At 36.3% G+C, this 21,945-nt stretch carries 19 protein-coding genes and 1 pseudogene; 4 read left to right on the plus strand and 16 right to left on the minus strand.

Translation table 11 applies throughout. From position 1 onward, the window contains the following. Position 1: 1 nt before the first annotated feature. Positions 2-727 (plus strand): sensor histidine kinase, encoded by a 726-nt coding sequence (locus tag BN1243_RS06220; protein ID WP_062105352.1) that lies wholly within the window; start codon positions 2-4, stop codon positions 725-727. 130 nt (positions 728-857) lie between these two features. Here BN1243_RS06220 and BN1243_RS21560 read toward each other — a convergent pair whose 3' ends face one another. The 12 genes and pseudogenes from BN1243_RS21560 to BN1243_RS06270 all read right to left on the minus strand — a co-directional run bounded on the left by BN1243_RS21560 (position 858) and on the right by BN1243_RS06270 (position 16,204). Continuing rightward, positions 858-998 carry a YjcZ family sporulation protein gene (locus BN1243_RS21560; RefSeq protein WP_084781831.1) on the minus strand — a complete coding sequence of 47 codons (141 nt, stop codon included), beginning with the start codon at positions 996-998 and terminating at the stop codon, positions 858-860. A 130-nt stretch (positions 999-1,128) separates the two neighbouring features. Further along, a complete protein-coding gene (locus BN1243_RS06225) occupies positions 1,129-3,318 on the minus strand; it encodes a DNA topoisomerase III (RefSeq protein WP_062105353.1) in 2,190 nt (729 codons plus the stop codon). Positions 3,319-3,439: 121 nt separating this feature from the next. Further along, positions 3,440-4,396, minus strand: coding sequence for a methyl-accepting chemotaxis protein (locus tag BN1243_RS22990; protein WP_407638881.1), 957 nt, complete (start codon positions 4,394-4,396; stop codon positions 3,440-3,442). Continuing rightward, positions 4,379-5,146: pseudogene (locus BN1243_RS22995) on the minus strand (HAMP domain-containing protein); the annotation flags it as partial. The gene BN1243_RS22990 and the pseudogene BN1243_RS22995, both read right to left, overlap by 18 nt. A gap of 82 nt (positions 5,147-5,228) precedes the next feature. Further along, complete coding sequence (locus BN1243_RS06235; protein WP_062105355.1) at positions 5,229-6,155, minus strand: dipeptidase; 927 nt, start codon at positions 6,153-6,155, stop codon at positions 5,229-5,231. Positions 6,156-6,309: 154 nt separating this feature from the next. Further along, entirely contained in the window at positions 6,310-7,590 is a 1,281-nt protein-coding gene (locus BN1243_RS06240; protein ID WP_062105356.1) for an FAD-dependent oxidoreductase, read from the minus strand. Between the two features lie 126 nt (positions 7,591-7,716). After that, positions 7,717-9,243 carry an extracellular solute-binding protein gene (locus BN1243_RS06245; protein WP_062105357.1) on the minus strand — a complete coding sequence of 509 codons (1,527 nt, stop codon included), beginning with the start codon at positions 9,241-9,243 and terminating at the stop codon, positions 7,717-7,719. Positions 9,244-9,287: 44 nt separating this feature from the next. Continuing rightward, positions 9,288-10,148, minus strand: coding sequence for a carbohydrate ABC transporter permease (locus tag BN1243_RS06250; RefSeq protein WP_062105358.1), 861 nt, complete (start codon positions 10,146-10,148; stop codon positions 9,288-9,290). Continuing rightward, positions 10,142-11,002, minus strand: a complete 861-nt coding sequence (locus tag BN1243_RS06255) for an ABC transporter permease (protein WP_407638882.1) — start codon at positions 11,000-11,002, stop codon at positions 10,142-10,144. The genes BN1243_RS06250 and BN1243_RS06255 overlap by 7 nt, the downstream gene beginning before the upstream one ends. 289 nt (positions 11,003-11,291) lie before the next feature. Further along, positions 11,292-13,076, minus strand: coding sequence for a cache domain-containing sensor histidine kinase (locus BN1243_RS06260; protein ID WP_062105360.1), 1,785 nt, complete (start codon positions 13,074-13,076; stop codon positions 11,292-11,294). A 5-nt stretch (positions 13,077-13,081) separates the two neighbouring features. After that, positions 13,082-14,626 (minus strand): response regulator transcription factor, encoded by a 1,545-nt coding sequence (locus BN1243_RS06265; protein WP_062105361.1) that lies wholly within the window; start codon positions 14,624-14,626, stop codon positions 13,082-13,084. A gap of 162 nt (positions 14,627-14,788) precedes the next feature. After that, positions 14,789-16,204 (minus strand): SpoVR family protein, encoded by a 1,416-nt coding sequence (locus BN1243_RS06270; RefSeq protein WP_062105362.1) that lies wholly within the window; start codon positions 16,202-16,204, stop codon positions 14,789-14,791. 215 nt (positions 16,205-16,419) lie between these two features. Here BN1243_RS06270 and BN1243_RS06275 point away from each other — a divergent pair, with 215 nt between their 5' ends. Next, a complete protein-coding gene (locus BN1243_RS06275) occupies positions 16,420-16,677 on the plus strand; it encodes a YhdB family protein (protein WP_062105363.1) in 258 nt (85 codons plus the stop codon). Positions 16,678-16,780: 103 nt separating this feature from the next. Here BN1243_RS06275 and BN1243_RS06280 read toward each other — a convergent pair whose 3' ends face one another. From BN1243_RS06280 to BN1243_RS06295, 4 genes are all read right to left on the minus strand, one after another. Then, positions 16,781-17,314 carry an NADPH-dependent FMN reductase gene (locus tag BN1243_RS06280; RefSeq protein WP_062105364.1) on the minus strand — a complete coding sequence of 178 codons (534 nt, stop codon included), beginning with the start codon at positions 17,312-17,314 and terminating at the stop codon, positions 16,781-16,783. 33 nt (positions 17,315-17,347) lie between these two features. Beyond that, entirely contained in the window at positions 17,348-17,989 is a 642-nt protein-coding gene (locus BN1243_RS06285; RefSeq protein ID WP_062105365.1) for a response regulator, read from the minus strand. Between the two features lie 11 nt (positions 17,990-18,000). Continuing rightward, positions 18,001-19,125, minus strand: a complete 1,125-nt coding sequence (locus tag BN1243_RS06290; protein WP_062105366.1) for a GAF domain-containing sensor histidine kinase — start codon at positions 19,123-19,125, stop codon at positions 18,001-18,003. A 304-nt stretch (positions 19,126-19,429) separates the two neighbouring features. Further along, positions 19,430-19,822 carry a DUF5365 family protein gene (locus BN1243_RS06295; protein WP_062105367.1) on the minus strand — a complete coding sequence of 131 codons (393 nt, stop codon included), beginning with the start codon at positions 19,820-19,822 and terminating at the stop codon, positions 19,430-19,432. A gap of 486 nt (positions 19,823-20,308) precedes the next feature. Here BN1243_RS06295 and BN1243_RS06300 point away from each other — a divergent pair, with 486 nt between their 5' ends. Both BN1243_RS06300 and BN1243_RS06305 read left to right on the plus strand, forming a co-directional pair. Beyond that, positions 20,309-21,199, plus strand: a complete 891-nt coding sequence (locus BN1243_RS06300; protein WP_062105368.1) for an RluA family pseudouridine synthase — start codon at positions 20,309-20,311, stop codon at positions 21,197-21,199. A 114-nt stretch (positions 21,200-21,313) separates the two neighbouring features. Continuing rightward, the gene (locus tag BN1243_RS06305; RefSeq protein ID WP_062105369.1) at positions 21,314-21,934 is read left to right on the plus strand and encodes a DUF47 domain-containing protein; all 621 of its coding nucleotides are present in this window, start codon (positions 21,314-21,316) and stop codon (positions 21,932-21,934) included. Positions 21,935-21,945: the final 11 nt, after the last annotated feature.

Raw genomic sequence — 21,945 nt, forward strand, 5'->3', positions numbered from 1 at the left:
GTTGAAAAAAACGAATGATATACAGTCCTCGAATGAAATAAAAACAAATTTCTCTAATGATGAAGTCGTTACTAAACTTTTAACCTCCAGTTTCATTCATGAATTCAGAAATCCCTTAACCGTTATTCAAGGTTTTGTCCAATTGCTTAGGTCCGGTTACCCTGATCTTCCGTATTTGGATATCATATTAAAAGAATTGGACGGATTAAAAAAGCAAACAACCCAATTTTTATTATTACCCAATCACGAAATAATGGAGAATGAAAAATCAGTAATAAACATAAAAAGTCTGTTTGAGCAAATTGACATTATCATTCTCCCGAGAATATTAGAGTTCAAAGTTCAGTTGATGAAAGAAATACATGAGGACCTATTTATAAACGGGTATAGACAGGAATTAATACAAGTTTTGATTAATTTACTGTTTAATGCTATGGAAGCTATGGTGGACCAAGTCGGAGTTTCAAAAATCAATATTTACGGATATTCAAAAGAGGGCTTTACAATAATAGAAATAGCCAATTGCGGACCAAAAATACCAGAAACTATGGTTAATGAAATCTTTGAACCTTTCATTACGACAAAAAGCTCAGGCACGGGTTTAGGCTTGTACATAAGTAAAAAGATTATTGAGAAACATCATGGAGAATTATTTTGTACATCTAATGACGAAAATACAGTATTTACAATTAAATTGCCCATGATAAAACGTAACTTCAATCAGTAGAGGCATATCGTAAAAGCTGCTGCTCGGGAATGAGAAATATACAAAAAAAGTGGAGAGATGATAGCAGTCCATCTCTCCACTTTTCCTGTTTCAAACAGCGTCCCTTAGACAGTACTAAGGATACGGCTAATTAAAGCCAAGCTGCTCCTACAATAATCAACAGGATAAATAACACAACGATTAACGCAAAGCCACGACCATATCCATAGCCGCCGCCACCGCCGCCGCCTGCATAGCCGCCATAGCCACAGCCACCAAATCCGTAGCCCATACTTATCACCTCCTGATCAGGATTAGAGTGATATCACCCTTGCTCCATATACTATTCAAGAGTTCAAAAATAGGTATGGACGGTCGCAATATTTTTTCAATAAATTTTTCAAGTATTCATGAACACATTGTTAATCCAACTTAATTCCTTTTAAAGCTTCTGCTAATGCATTATTTAAAGGTTCTTCATCTTTTTGTTGTTTTTTCAAATACTTTTGTACTGTCCGTTTATCGACTTTCCCTTTAGACTCTTTTTTGCGCCGTGCTTCAAATACAGACAGTTTTTCACGATGACCACACTTACATGTAAAGATTTGGCCTTCCCCTTCGCCACGTAGCTCAAGTTTTTTATGGCAATTCGGGCAACGTGCGTTTGTAATTCGGGAGACGTTTTTACGATGACCACATTCGCGATCTTGGCACACAAGCATTTTACCTTTTTTGCCATTCACTTCAAGCATTGGTTTTCCACAGTCAGGACAATGTTTTGTAGAAATATTATCGTGTTTATATTTCTTTTCACTTGCCTTAATCTCTGCAACGATTTCTTTAGTGTAATTTTTCATTTCACGGATAAATACTTCTTTTTTCAACTTTCCATGAGCAATCTGTTCGAGTTTTTGCTCCCACTCTGCCGTTAATGCGGGAGATTTTAACTCTTCAGGTACTAAATCTAACAATTGACGCCCTTTAGACGTAATGTGTATATCCTTGTCACGCTTTTCGATTAAAAACGTATTAAATAGTTTATCAATGATGTCAGCACGTGTAGCAACAGTTCCTAATCCACCGGTCGATTTTAACGTATCTGCAAGTTGTTTGTTTTTTGTTTCTATATACTTCGTAGGATTCTCCATAGCTGAAAGTAATGTCGCTTCGTTAAAACGTGCTGGTGGCTTTGTTTGCCCAGATGTTTGTGCAATTAGTTTGATTGTTAAAGGATCGCCTTTTTCTATCTGAGGTAAGATTTGTTCTTTTAGACCATCAGCTGTATCATCATCTTCAAAGCGATTTTCATATACTTCTTTCCAACCAATCGCTAAAATTGTTTTTCCTTTAGCAACAAAGTTCTCATCGCCAATTTTCGCACGGAGTGTTAATTGTTCATACTCAAATGCTGGAAACAATACCGCTAAAAAACGTTTTACTACTAAATCATAAATCTTACGTTCTCTATCTGTAAAAGTGGAAAAATTCACATAGCTTTCTGTCGGAATGATCGCATGATGGTCAGATACTTTACTATCATCAACAAATGATTTAGAAGCTTTAATAGGTCTCTTTAATACTTTATTGGCTAACTGACGATATTCTCCAACTGCACATGCTTTTAAGCGTTCTGGAAGCGTCCCTACAATATCTGAAGAGAGGTAACGTGAATCTGTACGAGGATACGTTAAAACTTTATGTTGCTCGTATAGCTTTTGCATAATGTTTAAAGTTTCCTTTGCAGAGTAACCAAAAATCTTATTCGCATCACGTTGCAGTTCCGTTAAGTCATAAAGCCCTGGGGAAAAGGATTTTTTAGGCTTTTTTTCAATTTCCGTGACAATAGCATTTTGATTACCCAACTTTTTTACAATTGAATCGATTATTTCTTTATCGAAGCTTCGACCATTTCCTTTTGCGTCTTGCCAAGTTAGCTTTAATTGTTTAGTTGTTTCAGCTTCTACTCCATAATAGTTTTGAGGTCTAAAGTTTTTTATTTCTTCTTCACGTGCTGCAATGATTGCGACAGTAGGTGTTTGTACACGGCCACAGTTGAGTTGAGCATTAAACTTGGTTGTTAATGCTCGTGTTGCATTAAGGCCTATATACCAGTCGGCTTCTGAACGAGCAACAGCTGAAGCATATAAATTGTCATAAACTTTACCTGGCTTCAAATTGGCAAAGCCATCTTTAATCGCTCTATCTGTCACAGATGAGATCCAAAGACGCTTAAGTGGTTTATTGACTTTAAGTTTATCAATGATCCAGCGTGCAACTAATTCTCCTTCTCTTCCTGCATCCGTTGCCACGACTATCTCGTTGACATCTTTTCTAATTAGTTGACTCTTAACGGCATTAAACTGTTTTCCAGTCTGTTTAATAACAGTCAGCTTCAAACGCTCAGGGAGCATAGGAAGATCTTCTAAATTCCAAGTTTTATATTTTATATCGTAATTTTCTGGATCAGCAAGTGTGACTAGGTGCCCCAGTGCCCACGTTACAATATATTTATTGCCTTCAAGATAACCATTGCCTTTTTTATTACAATTAAGCACACGTGCTATATCACGTGCGACAGAAGGTTTCTCAGCAATTACAACACTTTTTGCCATTAATTAAAACATCCTTTCGAAATTCCATATGTTAAATATAACATACGTTCCAAGTTGATTCAGTAATAGGGGTGAATTAAAAAATCCAGCTCCCTTATGATAAAGGTGCTGGATTTCGGTATTAAAGTTTAAATTTATGAACTTTGTCTTTCAGATTTTCCGCCATCGATTTCATCGAACTCATAAGTGATGTTATTTCTTCGAGAGATGCTGTTTGCTCTTCCGTATGAGAGGTAATATCAATGGTATTCTCGTTATTTTCATTGGCTGCTGCTTCTAGATTAATGATAGCCCCAACGATCTCTTGAAGATTGTGGTTAATATCTGTAAATTCATGGTACACGCTATCTATTTCTTCGGCTACCTTGTAGATAGATCGTTGGATACCATCAAATGCTTTTCCAGCAGATTCAATCATGCTTGTACCTGTTTGAACAGCTTCCACACTTTCGGTAGTAACTAATGACACTTCCTTTGTACCCTCTTGAATTTCTCCGATTAATTGACCAATTTGATTAGTCGCGGTAGCAGATTCTTCCGCTAACTTCCTTATTTCTGAAGCAACTACAGCAAATCCTTTTCCGAATTCACCAGCTCTCGAGGCTTCGATGGCCGCATTAAGAGCAAGTAAATTAGTTTGATTCGATATTGTCGTAATCACCGTTAAAATATGATCGATCTGATCTGACTTAGTCATTAGAACGTTCATAGATTTAGTTAAATTATCAGCTTTAGAATTTATAATGCTCATTTGCGATATGGCTCGGTTAATCTCCGTTTGACCCTTTTCTGCCTCTTTTAAAGTTAGATTAGACTCTTCATTTAAAGCTTGTGCACGATCACGAATTTGATCTGTTTTCCCTGAAATATGACCAAGGGTTGCATTCGATTGCTGAATAATAGCGAGCTGTTTTCGTGAACTGATTTGAACATTTTGTACATCGACTGAATTTTGTTCTGCAGAGCTAGCTATTTCCTCTGTACCTGAAACAAGCTGTTCAGAGGCAGATGCAACTTGTTCAGAACTGATCGAAACTTGCCCAATAATTTCGCGTAAATTATGAACTAATTGATTAATATCTAAAGAAAGTTGACCAATTTCATCCTTACTATCTAACTTTAGATCTTTAACAGACAAATCTCCATTAGCTACTTTTCGAGCGTGGACAATAATTTTATTTAACGGGTCTGTCGATTTTTTAATAAGAAATATCGTAATAAGTCCTAATAAAATAATTGGAATAACTGAAAACAACAAACTGCTCTTCACCATTTCTAAAGTTCGGTCGTGTAAAATTCCAGCCTCAAAATCAATGGCACTAATAGCGATAATTTCATTATCAGGATTATGATCTTTAAAAATAGGGGCATAGCCAGTTAATCTTTTCATTCCATTAAAGGTATAAACATCTGAGTATGTAGGTGCTTTTGTTTCTAATAATTTCGAAATCGCTTCTTCGTCTACATAAAATTGGTCACCAACTTGTATACCTTGCTTTTCAACATTCTGGTCAACCGCCAAAACTGTACCCGCATGATCGATAATATATTGACCCTCGAAAATATGTTTGTGATCAATCGTCCAGCTAATCGTTTCTCCAACTTTCCTTGAAACAGATGAATCACCTGCCAGGATTTTTTCTATATCTGTTGGATCAACTAAAGCGGTCGTTATATTTGCGCAACCATACAGCTCAATACCTGCAGCCTTCTTTATTTCTTTATAACTGGAATAATACATTGATAAAGATATAACAATAATACAAATAATAAGGATACTCATGATGATTGTGCCCAATTTTAAAGTTAGGCGGTTTTTTTCTTTCATGTCTTACTTCCTCTCATTCTAGCTGCAATATATTCCTCTTAAGCTAATATCGGTTACTTTATAGTAAATTCAAGCGGTTACGTTATACTGGTAAATGTTTTAAAAAATTACCACCTGCGAATCCTTTCACTTGGTCATCAGTAAAATGTTTCAACAGTTCGTTGATCAAGTTTTGATGTTGAGCTGCCGTCTCTAAGCCGATGATTTTTTGATCAATCCCATCAAAGTCAGATCCTAAACCAATTTGGTTTATTCCACCTAATGTACAAAAATGATCAATATGTTTGATTAAATCAGAAATCGTTGCCAATTTCCCAGTAGAGGTAAATGGCGGATTGTACACAACATGGATCATCGCCTTTTTTTGAAAAAGTGCCTCTGCCTGTTGATCAGTTAGATTTCGTGGATGATCGCAAATTGTTTTTGAATTAGAATGACTTGCAATTGGATAATCCGCCAGTTCCATTACATCCCAAAAACCCCGTTCTGCCAAATGAGATACATCCGTAAAAGTTTTATTGGCATTATTAATAGCAACGATTTCCTTGCCAAACTTTGTTAGTCCCGCTCCCCTCGGCTCCCCTACTCCGTCTGCTGCAAGATTAGCAAAATTCCAAGTTAAACCGACAGACAAAACACCTAGATGATATAAAATGCTTAGTTTATGTAAGTCATTACCAATACAATCAACACCTTCAAGTGTTAAAATCGCACCAATTTCACCAGGGTTTAGCGAATGAACCATGCTCCAATTTTTTATATGCTTGATTTCCTGATGCTTCGCAAGGATTTCTGTGTAGAAATAATCAACTTGATCTAATGCAGCTTGAAATTTTTCCTCTGCCTTCATTTCGGGTGGAATAAAAATAGCAAAGCATTGGATCTTGACCTGCCCCTTTTTCAAACGTTCTAGGTTGGCATCTAAAACTTCAGAGTCCTTGAAAGATATAGAACCTTTTCTCTCCCATAATTTCATAAGTACATCGCAATGAAGATCAACAATATTCATAGAAATTCCTCCTACTAGTCTATTTTTATGAACATTTCTTTAGTCCCATCATACCACTCTTATCCGCTCTAATAATCATTATATTTTTAGCAACCAAACACTAAACACACCTACATTTCATTATAATGTAGGTGTGCCTTTTAATATTTCTCTATTATACCTTTTCGGTTTCAAATTGAGGTCCTAAATAAGCCCCTTGTTCCAAGAGAGATTTCTGAATTAGTTTCACATCTACTTCACGAGGCAGCAGCCCTTGGGTCGCACATACGGCTGCTGCTGTACCCGCCGCTTGACCAATAGCCATTGCGATTGGTTGTACACGTAATGCTGAATGGGCCTCATGTGTAGCAGAAATTGGTCGACCACCAACAATGAGATTATCCAAATCTTTTGGAATTAATGATCGATAGGGAATATCATACCACTCACCAGGTTTTAGATTTTGAATAATCGTTCCTTCACCTGCCGGATTATGAATATCTACAGGGTATGACCCTAGCGCTACAACATCATCAAATTTGCATGCAGCTAGAAGCTCATCAGCTGTTAATTTATACTCACCCATTACCCTTCTAGATTCTCTTACTCCAATTTGTGGAGCTGTTGTTTGTAAGTAGCTGTCTTCAAAGCCCCTTACGTACTTTTTAAGAAAAACGACAAGCTCTTGAACCTGTTCACGTGCTTCAATCTCAGCAGCCGTTAGATCCCATGGATTTGTTGCATCTTTTTTAATAACACGTGTTTGATTGAAGTGAATAACTCCTTCTTGATTTGCATAGAACCAAAGAATGTTTTCCCGTGGGCATTTTAATTCCCCACGCTTTTTGGCCTCTATATAGAGCTCTGTCATCTCCTCACGGCTTGGAATTCGGTCTATATCAACATTTGCCATTCGGAAGTTTAATGTCATTGGTTGACTTAAACTATCGACTGCACGCCCCTTTTCCACTTCAGCTCCAGCAAGCCCTGCTAAATCTGCATCTCCTGTTGTATCTACAAAAACCTTTGCTTTAAATTCCATAATCCCTGCTTTATTTGCCACTTGAACCGATTTTATATAACGGTTATTTTCATCTGATTTGACGCCACCTAGAAAAGTATGGTAAAGCAACTCAACCCCTGCATCTAGACAAAGATGCTCTGCTACATATTTTAAAGCCTCTGGATCAAAAGCTGTTTTCTGTTTAGGATGACCATACATTCCTAAATCGGACATTCCATCAATTAGCTCTTGTAATACACCATAAATTATTTGTTTCGGGCCTGCTGAATAGGTCATCCACGGGTTCACCATCATAGCAGTACCCGCCCCACCTAAGAATCCATATCTTTCGATCAAAAGTGTTTTAGCACCATTTCTCGCCGAAGCAACTGCTGCTGCTATTCCACTTGGACCTCCACCTGCAACAATAACATCGTATTCTAGATTAGACATTCGATCTAGCTCCTTTTTTATGGGATAAAAATATATAAAATTTAGCTAGTGCTGGTTTGAATCTAGGCTGGCTGGCATTCTAAAAGGCGACCAGCAACTAGCAAAATTTCAAAATGGTTACTAGACTTACTGATTAATAAACTCTGTAATCTGTTCTGTTGCTGCATCCAAATAAACTTTATAATTAAAAGTAGTTTCTAACGTCTTTAAGAAATCATCATACTCATCCAATGATCTGTTGCCATATACAAATTTAATCATCTCTTCACTAATATAACGTTCAGCATCTGTCGATACATAGCCATCTGGCAATGTAACTAAGCTATCATAGATTTCAACACGAGGTTGCTCTATTGCAAAATCAATTTCCTTTTGTGCGTAGCCGAATTTTACCGCTAAATATTCTGCATTGGGTCGACCAGTCATTTGATAATAGTGAGAGTGTTCTACTCCTTTTGGATCCGTAATCTCGACTGTATCCCCTTTCAAATCAAAGTTTTTCCCTTCAATCCCATACATGACTAGTAAATTACCTTCTCTTTCAGATACATAATTAAAGAGTTCCAGTATTTTATCAAGCTTTTCAGGATCATTTTCCATTGACTTTGGAAGTGACCATAAACGAGAAACGGTAGCCACATCATAGACACCATCTAGGTTACCACCTGGACCAGTCGGAGCTTTAATTTGGAGCCATTCAGCATCTGGATTAACCATTTTTATTTGTTCTTGTGCCTCTGTTTTCGCTATATCCGTCCATGGGTGATAAACTAAACCGAATTGTCCTTTATACATTTTATCGATATGCTGTCTAGCAGTATTAGCAATTAGCTCTGGATCTACAACTCCTAAATCAATTAACTCTTTAATTTTCGCAAGTGCATCTTTCATTGCTGGGTCATATAATGAATTGATTACTTCTCCATCTTTCACATAGAAATTACCGGGTTGGCCTACACCATAGGCACTAAAAATTCCGAGAAATGCGGAGAGCCCTCCTCCAGTCATAGCATAAGTATCATTTTTTCCATTTTGATCAGGGTCGTCAAAAGTAAACGCTTTTGCTACTTCAACTATTTCATCTAAGTTTGTTGGCGCTTCAAGTCCGAGATTGTCTAACCAATCTTTTCGTACCCACCATGTTGAGAAAGGAACATCTGGAATTCTTGGTATTCCAACTTGTTGTCCATCAAGAAACCCTTTTTTAAAATTATCTTCTCCAACGAAATCGACAACAGGCTGTAGTTTATCCCGATAAGGAGTCAAATCCAAAAGCATCCCCTTACGTGCATATTCCGCCATTCTTTGACGATCTTGTGTAAGAATGATGTCTGGATAATTTCCAGCAGCCAAGCGCACGTTTAGCTGATTAAAATAGTCTTCAGAGCTAGCTAAAGCATTAATTTTTAACTTAATCCCCAAAGCCTCATTTAAAGCCTCTGCAATTGGGTCAGGATCAGGAAATCCAGTTCCAGATTGAGCAATTTCAATTTCCATTGGCTCAGCTGATTCTTTACCCTGATTTTCGTTTTCCTTTTCCGTTTCCTTAGGTGCACTCGTGTTCGGTTTCTGAGTGGATTCAGACGTACATCCTGCAAGTAACATACTAACAACGATAAGAATTGCTAGCCCAAATAATGAAAATTTCCTCATGACTTTCCCCCTCAATCAAAATTTTATCTTTCACTTAAAATGATTCACCCTTTAATCGATCCAAGCATAACTCCTTTCGTAAAATGTTTTTGAATAAACGGATATATAACTATGATGGGAGCGCTCGCAATAATAACTGCAGCCATTTGTAAGGTTGTTGTTGGTACATACTCCTCAACCATAATCTCCACATTTTGCGATTGCATCAAAATATTTCGAATCACTACTTGCATTGGGTAGAGGTCGGAATCGGTTATATACATGATCGCTTGGAAAAATTCATTCCAATGACTAACTGCGTAAAATAATCCAACCGTTAGCAACACAGGTAAAGAAAGAGGAACAACAATTTGTAACAATATCCTTAATTCCTTAGCACCATCAATTCTAGCGGAATCAAAAAGTTCAGATGGGAGGTTTTCAAAAAAGCTTTTCATAATGAGTAAATTGAATGCCCCAATAGCATTAGGGATAATCATCGCCCAAATGGAATCGATCAATCCGGTACTCCGTACGATAAGATACGTTGGGATAATTCCCCCGCTAAATAATAGGGTAAAGACAATGATAAATAAAAAGAAAGATCTACCTGGTAAATCTTTTTTACTGAGTGGATAGGCCATTAAAGTTGTTAAAACCATATTAACAAGTGTTCCTACAACCGTGATAAACACGGTAATACCAAAAGCTCGAACGATTTCATGTCCTGCTAATAGTTGGCGATAAGCATCTAGAGTAAAGCCTCTGGGAATAACGATATAACCTCCATGCTTTAATACTTGTCCATACGGAGTTATGGAAGCGGAAAGTACATAAAGTAAGGGAAAGACACAAACAACACCAACTATTCCTAAAATGAGGTAGGTGATTGTATTAAAAATTTTATCCTCTATTCCTCTTACCATATGCCGCCCCCCCATCTATTAGCTAGTTTATTGGAACCTAAAACAAGCACTAATCCAATGATAGATTTAAAGAATCCTACTGCTGCTCCTAAACTAAAGTTCATCTGTTGCAAACCTACTCTAAACACCCATGTATCAATAATATCTGCTACAGGATAAACCTGGACATTGTAAAGAATATAGATCTGTTCGAATCCTGCGTCCATAAATCGGCCGAGTTGCAAAATAAATAGTAAGATGATTAAATTTCGAATTCCTGGTAAAGTAATATGCCAAATCATCCTTAATCGACTTGCACCATCGACTCTTGCCGCTTCATAATATTCTGGGTTTATTCCTGACATCCCAGCTAAATATATGATTGCGCCCCAGCCCATGTTCTGCCATATATCCGATCCGACCAATACGGTTCTAAACCAATCAAGGGAAGTTAAAAAGTTAATAGGGCCAACGCCTACATCACTAAGCCAACGATTTAAAAGTCCTGTGCTCTCGGATAGAAATGCAAGTAAGATTCCGTAAATAATGACCCAGGATAAAAAGTGAGGCATGTAGCTTAATGTTTGAACAATCCGTTTGTACCACATTAAGCGGCATTCGTGCAGTAGCAAAGCAAAAATAATCGGAGGAACAATACCGAATATAAGTTTATAAAAACTAATGAGGACGGTATTCGTTATTAATTCAGTAAAATAGGGTGAATCATAAAAAGCTTTAAAATGTTTATACCATGGATCAGCCCAACTGCTATTCACGATACCGTCCATAATATTAAAATCTTTAAATGCAATAATTACTCCGTACATTGGCATGTACTTATAGATAACAAAATAAATTAAACCTGGAAGTAGCATTAAATAAAAAATTTTATTCTTCCAAATAAGTGTCAACAGTTTCTTTATTTTACTTTTTCTTATTATAGGTACAGCCTTATCGAGCACTGGATCAAATGCCATGTCACCACCTGCCTTTGTTCTATAATGATCGGTATAAAGATTTATAAAACTTTACTTTTCATGGCATCAACCTCCTTACATAAATTATAAAATTATAAATGTTTCAAATATATACACAAAAACAATGATTTTGTACAAAAAAGACTACTTATTAGAAATAAAAAAACCTGGTAATACCAGGGATTGTTTAAACTACAGATTTAGTAGGTATATTTTGTTCTGTTATACTTGGGAGTGCAATGCGAACAACCGTACCTATTCCTTCCATACTTTTAATTCGGATACCATATTCATCACCAAAATAAATACGAATTCTTTCATGGACATTCGTCATTCCTATATTATTAAAACGATCAGACATCGGCTTTGCTGCTGGTTGTTTCAATAAATCTTTTAACCTCTTTTTCTCTATTCCCACGCCATTATCTCGAATCGTTATATAGATTTTCCCTCGAGAAAGAATTCCTTTTATTTGAATTTCACCAAGACCATCTTTAGCAGAAATCCCATGAAAGATGGCATTTTCAACAAAGGGCTGTAAAGTTAGTTTCGGAATCTTACATGTATATAGTTCAGGTTCAACGAGAATTTTTAGTGAAAACTTATTTCGGTAGCGCATTTCTTGAATCTGGGAGTAGTAATTTAAACTCTCTAGTTCTTCAGCTAACGTCACCAATTCAGCGCGCTTATCAAAACTAAAGGATAGTAAACCAACAAGTGATCGGATTGTGGTTCTCACTTCATCAGTCTTATTCTGTTTAGCTAAACTGCCAATACAGGCAAGTGTGTTGTAGAGAAAATGGGGACCTATTTGGCTTTGCAACATCTTCAATTCATACTCCTTACTTAATCGTTCTACCCTTCTATTCTCTTTAAATAAGAATTGAATTCGGTCGACCATTTCATTATAACTTCGTGTCAAATTTCCAACTTCGTCATACTGGTCAACAGGGATTTTGGACAGATTATTCAAAGATGTAACCGCATCCATTTCTTTTGCTAGTTTTCTAATTGGTTTAGTGAAATAGCGACTAAGGGTAAAAGTACTAAGGAGCAAACTGACAATTAAAAAAATCGCTGCATTTTTAAAATTATCATATAACTTATTTACATTTTCATAAAAGATATTTTCATCAATTAATGAAATTAGACTCCAACCTAATCTGTTTTTATCAGATTTAATTGATACTAGCGGAAGTTGAAAATTTTCAAGATCATGTACTCCATTAGGGAGTTGATTCAATACTTGAATGAAAGATTTACTTGGTTGTAGTGGATATTCATTTTCAGCTTTAGGAATGATCGAATTTTGTTTAATATCTGTTGATACAATCGCACCAGTTGAGGTAAGAATCATAAAAGTCTGGTTTTTATTTAATAACATCGGGGAAAGATGACTTGTTAACTGTTGCAAATCAATTTCAATAACGACGACACCAATAAACTCATTGCCGCTATTGATAGGGCTTACAAATCCAACCGTGTTGCCAGCAGACATTGGCGAGTGATACGGTTCACTCCAATTAATTCCACCATAATTCTGTTTCGAGAGTTCATATAGATGAGATATTTCAGGATTTCCTAGTATCTCATAAAACACGTTGTGACTAGAATAGACTTTCTGATCCATGCTAATCATATAAATCGTATTCACAATTGAGGAATGAATATCAGCATAAGTACGTAATTCATTGTTTATCTTATCGGCATTTTCGCTAAGTAATAATTCATCCTTTAAAGACAAAGTTAGTAATATATTTTGGATATTTTCCAAATAGGCATTTAAGAACATGTTCGTATTGCCAAGTATTTTCTGAGAGTCGTAGATTACTTGATTCCGAAACAATTTTTCTGAATCATTTTGGTTATTCCATAATAGTGAACCAAATATGAGTAATGTAGATATAAATAAGAAAATAAACTGTTTTGTCGCGATACTAAAATTTCTATACCAAAAAAAGAATGTCTTCATTCTCTTCACCGATTCCTGAAATCTTTTGGTGTACTTCCTGTCCATTTCCGAAATAAAACAGAGAAATAGCGATAGCTAGGAATTCCAATAGATTCCGCAATTTCATAGACTTTTAAATTTGTATTTTTAAGTAAATTTATCGCTTTTTCCATTCGTATTTCCGTAACAAATTCATTAAAAGATTTTCCTGTTTCTTCACGAAATAATCGACTTAAATAATTGGGACTAAGCCCTACCATTGAAGATATAGAGGATAATGTAATGGTATCGGAAAGATTTCGCTCAATAAGATTAATCATGTTTCTAATTTCATACCTATATTTCTTTTCATAGTTATAGTTCATTTTAAGTTCCTTTACTAATGATTGAATAAATAGTAAAAGTGTAGGTGATTGTAACAACAGCTGGTTAGGATCTAATTGCTTATTCACTCTAAAGATGGCAAGCCAGTCACTTCGCCATTTTAAAAGCAAACTTTTAATATCACCTGGATGAACCCTCATCTGCAAGCACCATTGAATAAAATCTTGTTGTAAAAAATCGGTTAACAGGTTAATTTCAGTGATTGACTCGCTCATTTTTCGTTCAATCCCATTTTGTAACTCTGGAGTTAACGGAGTATAATTCAGTTCCTCAATCCCCCTTACAGTAGGTTCGAACTCAAAAAAACCTAAGTAATCGATTCTATTCACATCTCGCCATTTTCTATCCAATTCATCGGAAGTATTAATAGGTACACTAAATACTGCATTCATATTCATTTCTGAACTCAAATATGGCAGACTTTCATTTAAACGGATACGTAACCTTTTCAGTAAGTCCTCCATTTCTCGTTTTAATTTATCTATATGACAAGAGTCCATACCGAATATAAAAGCATATTGTCCTGCTTTAATCGGAAACCATGTAAATACTGGATTATGATTCTGTTCTGATTCAGCTAGTAGCTGTTGCAACATTCGGTCGATAAACATTATATCTTCAGCGACTGCATTAATTTGTAGTTTCGCCATTCGAAATGGGTAACTAATGCTCATCCCCAAATCTTCCAATTCCGTAAGAAATTGTTCCGGGGATGTAGAACGAGCTTTTATAAATTGAGAAAACACTTCTGATTTTTTCCATCTTAGTTCTTCGCGTGAACTGTACAAATAATGTCTCTCACGTAAAATAATGCTTCGCGCTTTATTAAGGATCTCACCCAACATTTCTTCATCCCACATTACCTTTACAAGATAATCAAGCGCACCTACTTTCAAAGCTTCCTTAGCATATAAAAAGTCACTGTATGCAGTTAATATAACGATTTGAATTTGTGGATATTTCGCCCTAAGAAAATGAGCTAACTCAATCCCATCCATTTTTGGCATCGTAATATCAGTGATCACAACATCAGGTACATACTCCGAACAAAAATTAATAGCTTCTATTCCATTCTCGGCTTCCCCAACAAGAACCGCATTGTGAGATTCCCAATTAAACAAGCGAAGTTCCTCCCGTATAGGGACTTCATCGTCCACAATAAGGACACTTAGTATTTTTGAATGCAAAGAAATCCCTCCACATACTTTAGTTTCAGCAAGGGAGCTAATATCAAGATGTTTTTCATAGCTATAGTTATAATCAATTTATATGAAATTTCGGAAAAATACAATAAAAAAAAAGCTTATTGGTTCGCAGCTACCACAAACCAATAAGTTTTGAAATTAGGATTAAATAAATTTACGTTGTATATTCGTTCCGCTATAACTAAAAAGAATAGGCCGATTTTCTACTATCGTTTCCAGATGGACGGCTCTGCCCCAAAGTTGATATACGTAAGGCATTACTTTTTCCAAATATTTTAAATCTAATTCAATGCCTTCAAACCAATGTTTTAAATACAATTCACCGCTCTTCATATAATCTCCGTTGTTAACAGTGATATACGGAAATCCCCCATTAACTCTCATACTAACTAATTGATCACGTACTTCGGTCCATTTTTTATCCACCACTTTATAATCTCGACCTTGCTTTTGAAATAAATACATATCCTCACGGTGAACCAACTCTTTTGTTAAATAATTTCGTAAAAAGGAAATATCTGATTCAACTTCTCGCACTTCAAAGATCTTTTCTCTTCCAGAATTAGGTTCAAACCCCAACTCCTTCATTTCCTTAGTAGGGTTATTCCACCGTTCTTCGATATCTTCAAATATTTTCAATCCAAGGTAATAAGGATTGATACTCGTACGGGATGGCTGAACGACCCCAGCATTTAACTTGGCAAATTCAATCGCTTCATCACTTGTTAAATGCAACTCCCTTAAAATTCGTTGATGCCAGTAGGAAGCCCATCCCTCATTCATAATTTTTGTTTCCAGCTGTGGCCAGAAATAAAGCATTTCTTCACGAACCATCGTCATTATGTCACGTTGCCAATCTTCTAGCTCCCTGCTATATTGCTCGATAAACAAGAGAATATCTTTTTCAGGTTCGGGAGGAAAGGATTTTTTCCCCCTACGACGCCTCGTATTTTTCTTTGTTCTATCATCTAATGACCATAAATCATCATACTCCGTTTTTCGTATTTGCTCTTCTTCTTCCCATCCCTCATCTTCTTCCATTGACCAATTTAATGTAGGGCGCAGTAAGGAGGGATCAATATGTTCCTCAATGGAAAGAACAGCATCCAAAAAACTTTCCACTTCGGCTTTTCCAAACTCCATTTCATATTGGCGAACACGTTCAGCGGTCGCAGCCATGCTTTCCACCATATCTCTTTTCGTATTACGAAAGCGTGCATTATTTTTAAAGAAATCACAATGAGCAAGCACGTGGGCAACGATTAATTTATTTTGTATCAATGAATTTGAATCTAAAAGAAAAGCATAGCATGGATTGGAATTAATCACGAGTTCATAAATTTTACTAAGGCCAAGATCATAATGAAGTTTCATTTTAAAAAATTGTTTACCGAAACTCCAGTGCGAAAATCTTGTAGGCATCCCGTATGCACCAAATGTATAAATTATATCGGCCGGACATATTTCATATCGCATCGGATAAAAATCGAGTCCAAATCCACTGGCTATTTCAGTTATTTCTCGTATAGCATAGTCCAATGCTTTTGAGTTCGTATTCATTTACTAGTCCCTCCTTTACCCACAATGTATGAAAAAAAAGAGGGATTCATGAAAATGAGCAGAACTTTTTTATTTTGATCTCAATGCTATTTTTACCAAGTGTTACGAAATAACAAGCAAAATCGAAAGAAATGAGATGACAACATTTACAGGGGAAGAATACAAGCATTGGACATATAATAATCTTAACTCCAATATAGGAGGGATTTTAGCATATGGATATTTTGGATTACGATCGCGCTTTATATTATACCCATCGCTCTGAATGGGATAATTTACTTATATTAATGGTACGAACGAATGACCACTTATTGTCAAAAAAGATTGAGCATTTCTTATATGCTTATCAATTTTCCCGGGATTATTCTGTCATTGAGCGAAAGTTATACGCTCTTCTTCGCTACCTAGACCATGCCAATCAAGCTGTTGGCACTGGTCATGAACAGGATGGGAATTATGCATTAAACATATAGAATAAGAATGAAATATTTTAGACGGTCGCCTGAGAACTTTTCGGACGACCGTACTCTTTTCTTTTTTTATAAAACAAAACTGCCCTTAAGGACAGTATAGTCATTATTTTTCAGTTGCAATAAATGCGCTTATATTTACATACATTTTTAATTCCTCAACCATTTCATTTACTAATTTTTGTGGTTGTTCCCAAAGATTTCCATCTAGGTCATTAAAACAATCAGGGTCAAGAACAATTTGTTTTGGTATTACATTCGCATAGAATCCTCGCATAACTGTCCTCATATTATTTAAACAATTAATCCCGCCTTTCCCACCACCAGCAGTGGCAAGCAAAGCAACTGGCTTATGAGCTAACTCTTCACTTGACAAATAATCGAGTGTATTTTTAAGGGCACCACTCATCCCTCCGTGGTATTCTGGAGAAATTAGAATTATTCCTTCCGCCTTTTGTACTCGTTCCTTAAAAGAAATAACCGAAGGCAACTCCCATTGATCCTGTTCTCCAGTCATTATAGGCAAATGAGCTGCTCGAATATCTAAACGATCATAGCTATATTTATTAGCGATGAAATGTGTAATTAGTTCAGTTCTTCCCCCCTTTGGCATACCCCCATTGATGATTAAGATATTCATCCACATTCGCTCCTTCACTAGTAGCCAATACCATTAAGCTTCAACAAACCCATTTTTAACTGCATATAAAGCAGCTTGAGTTCGATCAGAAACATCTAATTTCAAAAATATATTGGACACATGGGTTTTAACTGTTTTTTCCGTTATATTTAAGTGAGCTCCGATTTCCTTATTGCTTTTACCTTTAGCAATCTCTGCTAACACTTGTTTTTCCCTTAGAGTTAAGGCTGAAATAAGATCATCAGGAGGATTTTTCTGATTCATACGATTGATAAGCATGTTGGTTGCTTTCGGGTGAAGCGTATTTTCACCACCGATTAATTTCCTAATCGATGAAACAAGGTCATCTGGTTCAATATCTTTTAACTGATATCCAGAAGCACCAGCTTCAATAGCAGGAATAACATGATCTTGATCAGCAAAACTAGTTAAGATCATAATTTCAATATTGGGGTTAGAATTTTTAATTTTTGCTGTTGCTTCAATACCATCCATAATAGGCATGACCAAATCCATTAATACGATATCAGGTTTTAATTTGGAGGCTAGCTCAACCGCTTCTAACCCATTCTTCGCTTCACCAACAATCTCGATATCCTTCTGTGTTTGGAGGAAAAAAATTAGCCCCCGCCTTACGACATGATGGTCATCTGCTATCAAAACATGAATCGTCAACTGTCTCCCTCCTAATAAGGTAATTGTGCAATAATCGTTGTTCCAACGGTCGGCTCACTTTGTAGTTCAAAATTACCCCCGAGGGATTCAATTCTTTCCTGCATACTTTCGATTCCAAGTGAAGGTAGTTCGTTTCCTTTTTCATAATGAAAACCACAACCGGCATCACTAATCGTCATATATACTTTACAAGGTTTTACCGTAATGGATACGAGTACATCATTTTGTCCAGAATGCCGCTTACAATTATTTAGTGCTTCCTGACTAACACGCCATAGCGCCTCTTCAATATTTGATGGTAAGGACACAAGTCCTGATAATTTCGTTTTTACATGAAGACCAAGCATTTCACCATATCCTTTAATGGCTTCGATTAGACCTTTTTCTAACCCGCTCGGCTTAAGTTGCCAAATGAGAGCACGCATTTCTGTTAAAGCCTCTTGCGCTAAATTTTGAATATGATAAAATGTATTTTTCGTCTGGGGGTCTTCCGTCATCTCCATTCCCCCTCGAGCTGTCAGGGTAAGAGAAAACAAAAGTTGATTAACAGAGTCATGAAGATCCCTAGCAAGCCGGTTCCTTTCTTCAATAAGAGCCATTTCCTTTTCTTTTTTTGTTAATCGTATTCGTTTTATCGCTGAACCAATTTGCAAAGCGATCGATTCTAAAAGAGCTAATTCATTACGACCAAACTCTTTTTTTCCAGGAGCAGCAACATTTAATAATCCAAATACTTCATCACCTGATTGCAGTGGAATCGTAGCATGATAGCGAATTCCCTTCGTTTCGGCATGTTCAAAATTTAACGCCCTTTCAAGTCTTCTGCATTCGATAATATTTGATGCCCTTGTTAAGGCCCCTTTTTTAAATCCCTCGATACAATAGCAGCTCCCTCTTTTCAAAGGCTCACAATCATTTTTACAAAGGGCTGGAGGTAAATTTTCTGCAGCTCCTAATGTATGGCGACCTTCTTTATCGATTAGAAAGATCCAACCAGTTGTAACCCCTGTCACTTGAAGGAGTTTTTTTAAAACACCTGATAAAAGTGGTGAAATTTCGGTACCTTCATTTAATAATTCTGCAATTTCTTTTAAAATACGTAAATTGGAGTTCTTTTCAAGATTTTCCTGATGCAACAAAATTCCCTCCAAACCTATTTCAATCCCATTATATTATATAAGAATAACACCTATCAGTTCATTATCTATTCGTCCGAATCCTCACTACAACTTTAGTATGAGAAGAAAAGCGAAAGTCGGCGTTTAGCGACGTACGAACTTTTTAAGCTTCTGACGAGATAAAGGAAACACGGTAAGTCCGATAGGACGAACCGATGTTGACTTATCGTAGGAAGAAGCTGAAAGTTCGCTAGTCGCTGCCGACTGGAGCTAGACAATTAAAAGAAAAAAGACCGTCCCATTTTGAGACAGCCCACTCAGACTAGACAAGATATTCATTTGCTGGTTTTGCAAATTGACTACACATATCACTTGTTTCATTACGAGTTAAGAAACTTTGATAAGAAAAGGGAAAGGATAGGCCTGATTCCTTCAATATTTTAGCGTTTTTTTCGAATAGATGACTAGGGTCCGAAGAAGGTAACCCTTCTAGAATTGAAATAATTACCTCTAAACTAGTAATCGCACGAAAAGCCGTTTCAAGCGTATATAGCCTATTTTCCTTTTCTTGCGGAAAGTGTAAAATTTCTAATGATATGTATTCTTTTATTTCCTGATCCGTAAAAAAGCGTGGAAAAATTGAAGTATACACATACTGAATTAATTCATTTAATTTTTCAACTTGCTCCTCAGTGGAGGCCATAACAACTTTCATTTGAAGAACCTACCTTTTGTCGCTCTTTTTATATAGAATAACATATGAAAGCAAAAGATTAGCATGGTAATTTCAAGAAGAAAAGCGGAAGTCGGCGTTTAGCGACGTACGAACTTTTTAAGCTTCTGACGAGATAAAGGAAACACGATGAACCCGATAGGGTGAATCGATGTTGACTTATCGTAGGGAAAAGACCAGGAAGTTTGCTAGTCGCTGGGCACTGGAGCTAGACAATGAAAAGCGGAAGTGCCCGTTTAGCGACGTACAAACTTCAAGGATAAGGATGAACGGCTAATGACGCGCCGTTCTGACCAACGTCCTGTTGGCCCGAGATAAAGGAAACACGGTGAATCCGATTAGGATGAACCGATGTTGACTTATCGTAGGGAAAAGACCAGGAAGTTTGCTAGTCGCTGGGCACTGGAGCTAGACAATGAAAAGCGGAAGTGCCCGTTTAGCGACGCTTTATAAATGGAGGTATAAAATTTGATAGATAATAAAATAAAAATCCCCATTCCAAAAGAATGGAATGACATTTCTGTACAAGATTTATTCAAACTTAAATGGCAAGCTCCCAAGAAACTGGTACATAATTTACGGATGGAAAAATCTGTTTTGTTGAACGGCGAAGTCACGCTTTGGACAGAATCTCTAAAAACAGGCGATCAATTAGAGATTTCCATTTCAGAAAAAGACAAGAAAACAATTCAACCAACTTATTTCTCCATTGACATTTTATATGAAGATGATCATTTATTAGTTGTGAACAAACCAGCTACTATGATAACTCACCCGAATGTAGATGAAAAAAATACACTACTGAATGCCGTAATTTATTATCTAAACGGTTCTTATGCCAGTCATATTCACCGACTCGACAAAAATACAACAGGAACCGTTTTATTTGCCAAACACCCCCTCAGTCATGCAATTTTGGATCGGATGCTAGAAGAACGAAAGATAAAACGAACTTATTGGGCACTTACCGATGGTTTACTTCATAAAAAGGTGGGGATAATAAACGCTCCTATCGGTCGAGATCGTCACCATTCAACAAGACGACGAGTTTCTAATACAGGTCAATCTGCAGTAACGGATTATCGTGTGTTAAGCACATTTCCGAAGGAACAGCTCACATTGATCGAGTGTACTCTAAGAACAGGCCGAACACATCAAATTCGTGTTCATTTCCAACATATAGGACATCCCCTTGCTGGAGATAAATTATACGATGGAAGCTCACTTTTTAATCGTCAAGCGCTCCATGCTCGAAAAATTACCTTTATACATCCGTTTTCTTTAAAAAAACTAGAAATTCAAGCACCATTCATCGATGAACCAGCAATATTCGATCGCTTTTTTAAAAGGAATGATTAGTCTAGGCGCAAATAGCAAACAATAATGAAAACTTCTATAGTAACTTTAAATTTTATTTTCTTACCTTTTTGCGGTAAAATAATTACGTTTGAAAATTAAATAGGGGGCTAGAAAATGGCTTTTAGAAATAAAAAAGATAAATTTTCCTCATTACTTGAAAAAATTGCGGCCAATCTAAAAGAAAGTTCAATTTATTTTGCAGAATTTAAATTAAATACGATTGAAGACACGGAGATCTTCGCCGCTAAAATGAAAGATTTTGAATCAATAGGTGATGATTACGTTCATGAAATCATCAAAGAACTTAATGTTTCATTCATTACTCCTATTGAACGTGAGGATATTATGGCTTTGTCAATGATAATGGATGATGTCCTTGATGGTATGGAGAACACAGCAGCCTTATTTCATATGTACAATATTATCCAAGCAGATGATTATATGTACAAATTTGTAGATGCAATCGTTAAATGTGTGGATGAAATAGAGATGTCGATTGGACTAATATTCAGTAAAAAACTTCCCGATGTTCGCCCACATGCCATTAAAATAAAGGACTATGAATCGAAATGTGATGAAGTATTAAGGGAAAGTATTAAACACCTGTTTACTATCGAAACTGATCCTATTCGCTTAATTAAATATAAAGAAATCTATGAGAACCTTGAACAAATTACTGACAGTTGTCAAGGCGTAGCCAATACGCTCGAAAGCATCGTTATGAAAAACGCCTAAGGAGTTTATTT

It is taken from the genome of Bacillus niameyensis, from assembly GCF_001375535.1.
In the GTDB taxonomy this organism is placed as follows: domain Bacteria; phylum Bacillota; class Bacilli; order Bacillales; family Bacillaceae_C; genus Lederbergia; species Lederbergia niameyensis.

Bases quoted from the DNA above. Each gene is read 5' to 3' on its own strand.
- BN1243_RS21560 (WP_084781831.1), bottom strand. From the start codon at position 998: ATGGGCTACGGATTTGGTGGCTGTGGCTATGGCGGCTATGCAGGCGGC.
- BN1243_RS06225 (WP_062105353.1), bottom strand. From the start codon at position 3,318: ATGGCAAAAAGTGTTGTAATTGCTGAGAAACCTTCTGTCGCACGTGAT.
- BN1243_RS06235 (WP_062105355.1), bottom strand. From the start codon at position 6,155: ATGAATATTGTTGATCTTCATTGCGATGTACTTATGAAATTATGGGAG.
- BN1243_RS06240 (WP_062105356.1), bottom strand. From the start codon at position 7,590: ATGTCTAATCTAGAATACGATGTTATTGTTGCAGGTGGAGGTCCAAGT.
- BN1243_RS06245 (WP_062105357.1), bottom strand. From the start codon at position 9,243: ATGAGGAAATTTTCATTATTTGGGCTAGCAATTCTTATCGTTGTTAGT.
- BN1243_RS06250 (WP_062105358.1), bottom strand. From the start codon at position 10,148: ATGGTAAGAGGAATAGAGGATAAAATTTTTAATACAATCACCTACCTC.
- BN1243_RS06255 (WP_407638882.1), bottom strand. From the start codon at position 11,002: ATGCTACTTCCAGGTTTAATTTATTTTGTTATCTATAAGTACATGCCA.
- BN1243_RS06260 (WP_062105360.1), bottom strand. From the start codon at position 13,076: ATGAAGACATTCTTTTTTTGGTATAGAAATTTTAGTATCGCGACAAAA.
- BN1243_RS06270 (WP_062105362.1), bottom strand. From the start codon at position 16,204: ATGAATACGAACTCAAAAGCATTGGACTATGCTATACGAGAAATAACT.
- BN1243_RS06275 (WP_062105363.1), top strand. From the start codon at position 16,420: ATGGATATTTTGGATTACGATCGCGCTTTATATTATACCCATCGCTCT.
- BN1243_RS06280 (WP_062105364.1), bottom strand. From the start codon at position 17,314: ATGAATATCTTAATCATCAATGGGGGTATGCCAAAGGGGGGAAGAACT.
- BN1243_RS06295 (WP_062105367.1), bottom strand. From the start codon at position 19,822: ATGAAAGTTGTTATGGCCTCCACTGAGGAGCAAGTTGAAAAATTAAAT.
- BN1243_RS06305 (WP_062105369.1), top strand. From the start codon at position 21,314: ATGGCTTTTAGAAATAAAAAAGATAAATTTTCCTCATTACTTGAAAAA.